General features: G+C 40.0%; 10 protein-coding genes. 6 read left to right on the forward strand and 4 right to left on the reverse strand.

From position 1 onward, the window contains the following. Positions 1–754: MFS transporter (locus tag UC75_RS21350; RefSeq protein ID WP_228137306.1), on the reverse strand; the 754-nt coding region annotated here is incomplete at its 3' end. A 234-nt stretch (positions 755–988) separates the two neighbouring features. Here UC75_RS21350 and def point away from each other — a divergent pair. Further along, positions 989–1,471 (forward strand): peptide deformylase, encoded by a 483-nt coding sequence (def, locus tag UC75_RS11485; RefSeq protein ID WP_049837672.1) that lies wholly within the window; start codon positions 989–991, stop codon positions 1,469–1,471. 177 nt (positions 1,472–1,648) lie between these two features. Continuing rightward, positions 1,649–2,971, forward strand: a complete 1,323-nt coding sequence (locus UC75_RS11490; protein ID WP_004703144.1) for a glutaminase — start codon at positions 1,649–1,651, stop codon at positions 2,969–2,971. Here the strand turns inward: UC75_RS11490 and UC75_RS11495 are convergent. Further along, positions 2,938–3,726 (reverse strand): AraC family transcriptional regulator, encoded by a 789-nt coding sequence (locus UC75_RS11495; protein WP_049837673.1) that lies wholly within the window; start codon positions 3,724–3,726, stop codon positions 2,938–2,940. The two genes, UC75_RS11490 and UC75_RS11495, sit on opposite strands and share 34 nt — an antisense overlap. Before the next feature lie 105 nt (positions 3,727–3,831). Here UC75_RS11495 and UC75_RS11500 point away from each other — a divergent pair, with 105 nt between their 5' ends. Next, positions 3,832–5,052 carry an MFS transporter gene (locus UC75_RS11500; protein ID WP_049837674.1) on the forward strand — a complete coding sequence of 407 codons (1,221 nt, stop codon included), beginning with the start codon at positions 3,832–3,834 and terminating at the stop codon, positions 5,050–5,052. A gap of 67 nt (positions 5,053–5,119) precedes the next feature. Here the strand turns inward: UC75_RS11500 and UC75_RS11505 are convergent, their stop codons facing one another. After that, positions 5,120–6,265, reverse strand: coding sequence for an aldose epimerase family protein (locus UC75_RS11505; protein WP_049837675.1), 1,146 nt, complete (start codon positions 6,263–6,265; stop codon positions 5,120–5,122). Positions 6,266–6,437: 172 nt separating this feature from the next. Here UC75_RS11505 and UC75_RS11510 point away from each other — a divergent pair, with 172 nt between their 5' ends. After that, positions 6,438–6,884, forward strand: a complete 447-nt coding sequence (locus UC75_RS11510) for a hypothetical protein (protein ID WP_049837676.1) — start codon at positions 6,438–6,440, stop codon at positions 6,882–6,884. Between the two features lie 11 nt (positions 6,885–6,895). Here the strand turns inward: UC75_RS11510 and UC75_RS11515 are convergent, their stop codons facing one another. After that, complete coding sequence (locus UC75_RS11515) at positions 6,896–7,771, reverse strand: LysR substrate-binding domain-containing protein (protein ID WP_098714593.1); 876 nt, start codon at positions 7,769–7,771, stop codon at positions 6,896–6,898. A gap of 184 nt (positions 7,772–7,955) precedes the next feature. Here UC75_RS11515 and UC75_RS11520 point away from each other — a divergent pair, with 184 nt between their 5' ends. After that, positions 7,956–8,705: an SDR family NAD(P)-dependent oxidoreductase gene (locus tag UC75_RS11520; RefSeq protein ID WP_049837678.1), complete on the forward strand. Its 750-nt coding sequence runs from the start codon at positions 7,956–7,958 to the stop codon at positions 8,703–8,705. A 77-nt stretch (positions 8,706–8,782) separates the two neighbouring features. Continuing rightward, a partial coding sequence (locus tag UC75_RS11525; protein WP_228137307.1) for an MFS transporter occupies positions 8,783–9,909 on the forward strand: 1,127 nt, incomplete at its 3' end.

Here is a 9,909-nt window from a genome sequence, read left to right on the forward strand (position 1 = left end):
TGCCAATCGCAACGGCTGTTTTATGCGTTTTTAACACTTGTTTTACAGGCATTTCTTTTGAAATTTCTTTACGTGCCTGCATGGCTTTAAACACAGGCGTTTCTTTTAAATAAGTCCGTAAATAAAGTGCAATCAGACCAAAAATACCACCTGCAATAAAAGGAATACGCCAAGCCCAGTCATGGATTTGCCCTTCACTAAAATTGAGTGAAATCCATAAAGACATCAGCGCACCCAATAAAATTCCTAAAGACAATCCGGCAGTCAATAAACCATTTGCCAGTCCAATTTTTCTTTCGGGAACATGTTCAGACACAAAGGTCCATGCGGCTGGAATTTCACCCCCAATCGCAATCCCTTGCACTACACGCATGAGTAGTAGAAGTAGGGGGGCCAAATACCCAATATTTTCAAAGGTCGGCAATATCCCGATAAACAGAGTAGGTAGCGCCATTAGCAAAATAGAAAGTGAAAATAGTTTTTTACGCCCGACCAGATCACCAAAATGGGCCATGACAACCCCGCCTAATGGCCTAAAAAAGTAACCTGCTGCGAAAATACCGTAGGTGTTAAGCATGGCCCAAAAAGGGCTAAGCGTACTTGGGAAAAACAGGTCGGAAATGATTTTGGCGTAAAACACATAAATCACGAAATCGTAAAATTCTAAAGCACCGCCCAATGAAGAAAGGGCAAGAGTTCGTTTATCTTCTTTATTAAGATAGTTCGCATCCTGCAAAGTTAAGTCCTGATCCATTTTTTACTTAATTGTTGTAATTGAAGTTTGGATATTAATGGAAAAGTGAAGTAAAAGTAAATGGAGGAAATTTGTTCTATGAAGAGGTGTAGATTTTTATCATTCAAATAAAAAAGCTTTAAAACAAAAAACGCATTAGATGAAACAAAAACAGATGTAGGAATGACTTTTCTTTTGAGCCATTCAGCGACACAATAAAACTCGTCATATCGGGTTTAATGAGAGATTCAAAGGATGAGTGTAGTTTTACCAGTCGCAAAGCGTGGTGAAGATATCTTAAAACTGATTGCGGCTCCTGTCTCGGCAAATGAGTTGAACAGTGATTGGCTTTATCAGCTTGCTGCTGCTATGCAAGCAACAATGCTTGAGCGTAATGGCGTAGGGATTGCCGCACCGCAAGTTTATATTTCTAAACGCGTCATTATTGTGGCTTCCAGACCAAACCCACGCTATCCCGATGCACCTGAAATGGATGCTGTGGTGATGGTGAATCCTGAAATTTTAGAGTTCTCAAATGAAACGCTTTTGGGTGAAGAAGGCTGCTTAAGTGTGCCAGATGAGCGTGGACAAGTTGAACGTGCAGAAATGGTTAAGGTGAAATATTTAACACTTCAGGGTGAAGCCGTTGAAACGGTTTTCCATGGTTTTCCGGCTCGAATTGTTCAACATGAAGTGGATCATTTAAATGGAGTTCTATTTGTAGAAAGAATAAACTAATCTTCTATTTAAAGTTTTTAAAAACGTATAATGAGCTTGAAATAAATAAGCCATCGGAATTACAATACTTATATCGTGATTTTTATTTCACTAAAAAATTATAATTTTAATATTATCAGCAGGTTGTGCTGAAAAAATGATCGAAAGTGTAAATCTCCTCATTTAAGGTTACTGACCATGAAAACCCCTCTCCCAGATTATTTGGCAAATGTGATAGAAGCCTGTGAGGTAGATAATAGCGGACATCTAGCTGACTATATTCCAGAGTTAGCAAATGCAAATCCAGATCGATTAGCTTTGGCCATGTCTACGGTAGATGGCGAAATTTATTCGATTGGAGATGATGATGTTGAATTCACCATTCAATCGATTTCTAAACCGTTCGTATATGCCTATGTTTTACAACAGCTTGGCATTGATGCAGTACTTGCGAAAGTAGGGGTAGAGCCTTCGGGGGAAGCCTTCAATGAAATTTCATTGGGTAAAGACGGACGTCCGAAAAACCCGATGATTAACTCTGGCGCAATTACTGTACATTCCTTGATTCAGGTCAAGCATGGTTTACATAGTGCAGAAATTCTACGCCGTTTTATGAGCGAACTTGCAGGGCGTGAATTAAGTTTTGATGAGTCTGTTTATGATTCGGAAGTCAAAACTGCCTACCGTAATCTTTCGATCGGTTATATGTTGCGAACTGTCGGAATTTTAGAAACTGACCCGGTCGATATTGTGAATGGTTACATTCGTCAATGTGCGATCATGGTTACAGTTAAAGACTTGGTACGTATGGGCAGTGTACTTGCCAATGGTGGGGTTGACCCTAAAACTGGAAAGCGTTTGTTAAACCGATCTGTCGTTAGACAAGTGCTCAGTGTCATGATGAGCTGTGGTATGTATGATGCCGCGGGTGACTGGTTGTCGACTGTAGGTATTCCTGCTAAGAGTGGTGTAGCAGGCGGTATTTTAGGTGTGCTGCCGGGTCAGGTCAGTATTGCTGCTTTTTCTCCTCGTTTAGATGAGCATGGTCATAGTATTCGAGGCATCGATATTTTAGAACGGTTATCCCGTGACATGGGATTACACCTCATGGAAGGTACACCTTCTGCACAAACGATTGTACAAAGCCATTACCGTACAGGAAAAGATGCTTCATTAAGTGTATATGTGCTTCGCGGTGTATTGAAATTTACCGAAGCTGAAATGTTGTTGCGCATTTTACAAGACGAGACAACTGACCAAAGCACAATCGTCATTGATTTAACCCAGATTTCACTTATCCACGATGTGGGTAAACGTATGTTCTTAGAAGGTGTAGATCGTCTGATTGATGATGGCCATACGCTTGTTTTAGTGGATCCTGAACAACGATTAGATCATGCGAGAACTGGTAAAGATCGTGAGCTTCATGTCTATCACGATTTTGATGATTTGCTTGAAAAGCATGACCTACCTGCAAAAAAAAAGACTTATAGCGACATCGCAGAACTTCTAAACTGCTGAGGTGTTTTTCCTAGATGTCGCTTAAACATCGCACTGAACGCACTGGGGTTGTTATACCCCAGTGATTCAGAAATTCGAGCAATAGATTCACCATTCGCGATTTTACTTAAGGCAAGTGCAATATGCATTTGCTGGACCCATGCCCGATAAGACAGTCCAGTTTCTTTTTGGAACATGCGCATTAGGGTTCTAGAACTCGCACCAATCTCATCAGCCCAATCTGTTAAGTCTTTTGAATGGTCAGGAGTATGTAATAACTCTTGACAAATTTTTAATAGTCGTTTGTCTTTCGGCCAAGGAATCTGAATAGGCAACAAATTGGCCCGATGAATTTCTTCAAAAATCAAAATTTGTAAAGAACGGGAAAGTTCTTGAGACGTCGCCGTATTGGGCGTGTCTTCTCGTTCAATTTCATTTAAACGAATCAAAAGCTCATGCAACAGGTTGCTTACCCGAATAATAAAGCAATGTTGCCCCATTAGAGCGGCTGCATTTACTTCAACCAACGCCGTATTTAACTTCACGTGACTTAGTGAAATCACACTGTGCTCAACATGAGCAGGAATCCATAAGGCACACATGGGTGGCACAATCCAGACATTGTTCGGTGTAAACACCTGAATGTTTCCTGTGGATGCATACAAAAACTGCGCACGTGTATGTGTGTGGGTAGGGGTGATTTCTCGATAAGAATGCTCAGAAGATAGCCCAATCACAAGTTCAGATAAATCAGACTGAATAAGAGAATCGGACATAAACTATCCTAAAAATTGTCACTTATACAATGATTATTGGAAGATAACTTTATAAGCGACAATTTACAATAAGCATCTTACTTAAAATATTGGAGTTTTTCAGGTATGACGTCTTCAATACAATTGAAAGATGGTATTGCCAATACCGTTGCAAATGATCAGCCTCAAGGAATGATTATTAAAATTGTAGGCGCCGTGGCGGTCGCACATTTACTGAATGATTTGATTCAAGCAGTGCTACCCGCTATTTATCCAATGCTAAAAGCAAACTTTTCGCTGAGTTTTGCTCAAGTTGGCCTGATTTCGTTTGTATATCAAATTACAGGTTCACTGCTTCAGCCTTGGATTGGACTTTATACCGATAAACATCCAAAACCATATCTTCTCCCACTCGGAATGATGGTCACATTCTGCGGCATTATCTTGTTAGCATTTTCACCAAGCTTTACAGTGTTGTTATGTGCATCTGCACTTATTGGAGTAGGTTCTGCAACTTTTCACCCTGAAGCTTCACGGGTGGCACGAATGGCATCGGGTGGGCGCTTTGGTACGGCACAGTCGACTTTTCAGGTGGGCGGAAATACAGGTACTGCCATTGGCCCATTATTAGCAGCGTTATTGATTGTACCATTTGGGCAGCATGCAGTAGCGGGCTTAGTGATATTTGCACTTTTAGCGATTTGGGTTTTATTTGGCGTAAGCCGCTGGACGGTGAGTCATGCTAAAAATCAGGTGGCTACACGTGCAAACCAAGCACAAAGTAAATTGCATGGCCATAAGCTGATCATTGCTTTGAGCACAATTAGTTTATTGATGTTTGCTAAATTTACCTACATTGCCAGCATTAGTAACTACTTTACTTTTTATCTTATTCAAAAGTTCCATATCAGTATCCAGACTGCTCAATTGCATTTATTTGCGTTCTTGGCAGCTGTTGCTTTAGGTACATTTGCTGGTGGCCCAATTGGCGATAAGATTGGCCGTAAAGCGGTTATTTGGGTTTCATTTGTTGGTATGGCGCCGTTTGCATTAATGATGCCGTATGCAAACTTATTTTGGACAACAGTTTTCTCAATTATTGCAGGTTTGGTGTTGTCGTCTGCTTTTGCTGCCATGGTGGTTTACGCACAAGAAGCTGTTCCGGGCCGTGTGGGTATGATTGCAGGTTTAATGTTTGGTCTTATGTTTGGGGTAAGTGGTATTGCCGCAGCTGGGTTAGGACATTTAGCTGATATTAACGGCATTGAATGGGTATTTGGTTTATGTTCATTCTTGCCATTACTTGGATTTGCAACTGCATTTTTACCAAACACAAAAGTTAAATAAATGAAAAGACTCTCAGTCATATTCGGCTGAGAGTCTTTTTAGATAACTATAGTTCCAATCAAAAAGACTATTTCTGAATACCAAATTTAAATACGGTGACACTGTTATAAGTTTGATTTGGATTCAAACGTGTAGAAGGGAAGGATGGTTGATTCGGGCTATCTGGAAAATGCTGTGTTTCTAATGCTAACGCATCTGCTTGTCGATAGAGTACGCCATTTGCACCCGCAACATTTCCTAGTAAATGATTGGCTGTATACATTTGAACGCTTGGTTCAGTAGTTAAGACTTGCAGTGTCCGTTTAGATTTCGGATCAACAACATGAGCTGCAAGATTTAACTTTCCTTGAGACTTTTGATTAAGTACCCAAGTTTGGTCATAGCCATATCCATAGGCCAATTGCTGATGATTCGCTCTAATATCTTTCACAATCGCCTTAGGTGTCCGAAAATCAAAAGGTGTACCTGCAACCGAAGCTATTTCACCTGTGGGTAAAGAATTTTGATCGGTTACCAATACACGGTCTGCATTAAGTTGTACAATATGATCCAGTACGCCATAAGGGTTGTTGCCAGCACCTGACAAGTTGAAATAACTGTGGTTGGTGAGATTGACGACAGTCGGTTGATCAGTTTTAGCCTTATATTCAATCTTGAATTCATTTTGATCTGAAAGACTGTAGATCACTTCCACATCTAACTTTCCAGGAAAGCCTTGATCTCCATTTGGACTGGTTAACTTAAGAGAAGCTTTAACGGTTTCACCTTTAGAAACCAAAGGCTTAACTTGCCAAACACGTTTATCAAAACCCGGATTACCGCTATGTAATGAATTCGGTCCATTATTTTTTTCAAGGTTATACGTTTTTCCTTCTAAGCTAAATTTAGCATTACCAATACGGTTCGCATAACGACCAATCAATCCACCAAAATGAATGCCTTCCTTGGTATCAGTGACTTCATAGCCTTTTAGATCATCGAAGCCTAAAACGATATTATTTTGTTTACCTTGTGCATCGGGAGTCAAAATTTGTGTAATTACGCCCCCATAACTAATAAAAGAAACAGAGACTCCTTTGTTATTGCTCATGGTGTATAGATCAACTTTTTGACCATCTTGAGTTGTACCATATGGTTTTACGTTTAATGTGGCCGCATTTGTAATTTGTGCAAAGCTATAAAGGGCGAAACTTAAAATTACTAATTTTTTCATGTTTATACTCTATTTTTTAATCTTAGGATTAGATGTATATAAGATTGATTTTTCGTCTTTTTAAAGAGTTTTTTATTATATATAGTGTTAATGATGATTAGCGCTGTTAACGCTAAGTATTGAATAAGCTAGCACTAATCCTATTAATAAAACTCAATGGTAAGCTATCTTTATGAATCATCCCGAATTGGTTTTAAAATTTTCACTTGGACTTAATGGCTTGTCATTTGACATAGATAATCAAAATATTCAACTCGAACAGGGTTTGGGTTTTGTTGATTCAAAAAGTATCGGCCATGGTGTTATTGATGAGCTTGCTATCGAAAAGATGATTTATTTCATTGAAGAAATCATAGAGTCACAGCCACTCAGAAATCTAAAGATAAGTGGTGTAGCTGTTACGTCTGATGCAGCCATGATACAACTTAGCGAGTTATTTTTTAGTGCAAAAAAGAAAATCAGCCGTATTGAGCTTGAGCATGGATTCAATAATTTTATTGAGCGTTTGAGCTACTACACAAGCCAAGTGGCTCCAAATCAGCTTTATGTTTTTACCTACTTTGTATTTGTTCGAGAGATGATGCATCACTTAAGAGTTGAGGAAATTCAGATCATTTAAAAATTAGTTTCTCAATCCGCCAGCTCATCATGAATCCAGTTTAAAAATAGCTCAATTTTAGGAATAAATTGATGCGTTCGTGGATATACCAAATGATGAGCAGAAATAGGAATCGATAGCTCATCTGCAAAAACTCTAACTAATTTCCCAGATTCTAAGTAATTTTGAGTGAGTAAATTACTTTCTAAAACAAATCCTAGTCCGTGTGTGGCTGCCTCAAGTGACATATAAGAGCGGTCAAAACTCAAAGTGTAGGGAAATTCAGGAATACTTAGACCCTGATGGGCAAACCATTGTGGCCAAGTAACCAAAGTTGAGCGCGATAAAATCAGTTCTTTTTTTAATAAATCTTGAGGTTTATGAACCGGACTGCGTTCAAGTAGCTTGGGGGATGCAAGCACTTCTAGCTTTTCATTACGAATCGTTCTGATTTCTACCCCTGTCCAGTTGGGTAAACCATGACGAATATCAATGTCGATCTTATCGCGGGTAAAGTGCAAATTTTCATAAGAACACGACAGATTGACCTGAATCATTGGAAATTTTTCTTTAAATGATTCAAGGCGAGGCAGTAGCCAAAGCAAACCAAAACTTGGAGATGAATGAATATATAAACTGTCTTTAGGACTTTTATCAGCAGCTTTTTCAGTCGCTAACATCAGGTTATGCAAAATGGTCGTGACATCTTGAAAATAGCGTTCGCCAGAAGGGGTAAGCGTCACACCACGAGCACCACGAATAAATAAACTCTGCCCAATCATTTCTTCAAGCTTAGCAATTTGGTGACTTACTGCCGAAGGCGTGAGATTCAAATGCTCGGCTGCCTTGGCAACATTGCCGAAACGGGCGGTTTGTTCAAAAGCCTGTAATGTTTTAATTGAGGGCATCTGGTTGAAATTGTTTTCACTACTATCCATGAAATGATCCGTTTTTATCCCTAAAACTTATTTAAAAATAACATAGGCATGAATTTTTTTCATGCCTTGTTGAATTCGAGCTGATTGCTGGGCTTTGTGAAAAAAGAGATTCTAAGTCAGAACTTAGGAAATAAAGCGTAAAAGAGGATTGAACATGTTACTACAAGGAAAAGTGGCATTAATTACTGGTGCAGCATCAGAACGTGGAATTGGGCGAGCAACCGCAGAAATCTTTGCACAACAAGGTGCTAAAGTCATTATTGTTGATTTAGATATTATTCAAAGCCAAAACGCTGCAAAGGCACTTGGTGAAGGACATTTAGGTCTTGCTGCAAATGTTGCAAATGAAGAACAGGTCAAAGCAGCTGTTGAACAAGCACTACAGCACTACGGCAAGATTGATATTTTAATCAACAATGCTGGCATTACTCAGCCAGTTAAAACACTCGATATTCAGCGCAATGATTATGATCGTATTTTAGATGTCAGCCTGCGCGGAACACTCATTATGTCTCAAGCTGTTATTCCATATATGAAAGCAAATGGTGGGGGAAGCATTGTGTGCTTATCTTCAGTTTCAGCTCAACGCGGCGGTGGTATTTTTGGCGGGCCACACTATAGCGCTGCCAAAGCAGGGGTGTTAGGTCTAGCAAAAGCGATGGCTCGAGAGTTTGGTCCTGACCAAATTCGTGTAAATTCTCTTACTCCGGGTCTAATCCATACTGATATTACTGGCGGTTTAATGAATGATGACCGTCGTCACGACATTCTTGCAGGTATTCCACTCGGACGTTTAGGTAAAGCGCAAGATGTTGCAAATGCAGCATTATTTTTGGCAAGTGATCTGTCAGCTTACTTAACTGGTGTAACGCTCGATGTAAATGGTGGCATGCTGATTCATTAAGGCTTGTCATTTAAAAACTAAAAATAGAATGATGGTCACAAGAGGATACTGTGGCCAAATGTAAAGGGATTCGCATGATGGATATAGTATTTTCATCTGAAGTAGATACGGTGGTTCGTAAATCAGCCTATCGAAAAATTGCATTTCGGCTTATGCCATTTTTAATGCTTTGTTATTTTTGTGCCTATTTAGATCGGGTAAATGTGGGTTTTGCCAAGCTCCAAATGATGAGCGATTTACAGTTTAGTGAAGCTGTATATGGGCTAGGCGCAGGGATTTTCTTTATTGGTTATTTTCTTTGTGAAGTACCAAGTAACATCGTACTTCACAAGGTAGGCGCAAGACGTTGGATTGCCCGTATCATGATTACATGGGGCATTTTGTCTGGCTGTTTTGCCTTTGTTCAAACCGAATGGCAATTTTACACCTTACGTTTTTTGCTTGGTGTTGCTGAAGCTGGGCTAGCTCCGGGTTTGTTGCTCTACCTCACTTACTGGTTCCCATCTTACCGCCGTGCGCGCATGACAGTTCTCTGGTTTATCGCAATTCCAATTTCGGGAATGATTGGTGGACCACTTTCAGGTTTAATCATGGACCGAATGAGCGGTGTACATGGTTGGTTTGGCTGGCAGTGGATGTTCCTTATTGAAGCCATTCCTACTGTACTTGTTGGCCTATTGGTACTCGCTGTTTTAAAAGATTCAGTTCAAGACGCCAACTGGTTAACTCAAGACGAAAAGAACTTGGTGAAGCAAGAGCTTGCTCAAGATAACCAGCACAAAGAAGGTCATGCTAGTGTCAAAGAGTTTATTGCGGATAAACGGTTATGGTTACTCGCAGGTATCTATTTTTGTGTAGTGATGGGCCAATACGCCATTACATTTTGGCTACCAACTCTCATTCGTAACTCAGGCATTAGTGATAATTGGCATATCGGTTTGCTCACCAGCTTGCCTTATATGTGTGCCATTGTGGTCATGATTTTGGCAGGGCGTAGTGGTGACTATTTCCAAGAACGCCGCTGGCACTTAATTATTCCAATGTGTGCAGGTGCTATAGCACTCACATTTGCAACTTTATTCGCTTCAAATCTAACCCTCTCTTTAATTTGCCTTTGCATCGCAGCCTCAGGTGTGCTGACGGCATCCTCTTTATTCTGGATGTTACCGACCAACTTTTTGGGTGGTGTTTCCGCAGCGGCAGG

Source organism: Acinetobacter sp. V2 (assembly GCF_001188385.1).
Taxonomy (GTDB): domain Bacteria; phylum Pseudomonadota; class Gammaproteobacteria; order Pseudomonadales; family Moraxellaceae; genus Acinetobacter; species Acinetobacter oleivorans.

What these genes read in the sequence shown, in the direction of transcription:
- def (WP_049837672.1), top strand. Translation starts at nt 989, where the DNA reads ATGAGTGTAGTTTTACCAGTCGCAAAGCGTGGTGAAGATATCTTAAAA.
- UC75_RS11490 (WP_004703144.1), top strand. Translation starts at nt 1,649, where the DNA reads ATGAAAACCCCTCTCCCAGATTATTTGGCAAATGTGATAGAAGCCTGT.
- UC75_RS11495 (WP_049837673.1), bottom strand. Translation starts at nt 3,726, where the DNA reads ATGTCCGATTCTCTTATTCAGTCTGATTTATCTGAACTTGTGATTGGG.
- UC75_RS11500 (WP_049837674.1), top strand. Translation starts at nt 3,832, where the DNA reads ATGACGTCTTCAATACAATTGAAAGATGGTATTGCCAATACCGTTGCA.
- UC75_RS11505 (WP_049837675.1), bottom strand. Translation starts at nt 6,265, where the DNA reads ATGAAAAAATTAGTAATTTTAAGTTTCGCCCTTTATAGCTTTGCACAA.
- UC75_RS11510 (WP_049837676.1), top strand. Translation starts at nt 6,438, where the DNA reads ATGAATCATCCCGAATTGGTTTTAAAATTTTCACTTGGACTTAATGGC.
- UC75_RS11515 (WP_098714593.1), bottom strand. Translation starts at nt 7,771, where the DNA reads ATGCCCTCAATTAAAACATTACAGGCTTTTGAACAAACCGCCCGTTTC.
- UC75_RS11520 (WP_049837678.1), top strand. Translation starts at nt 7,956, where the DNA reads ATGTTACTACAAGGAAAAGTGGCATTAATTACTGGTGCAGCATCAGAA.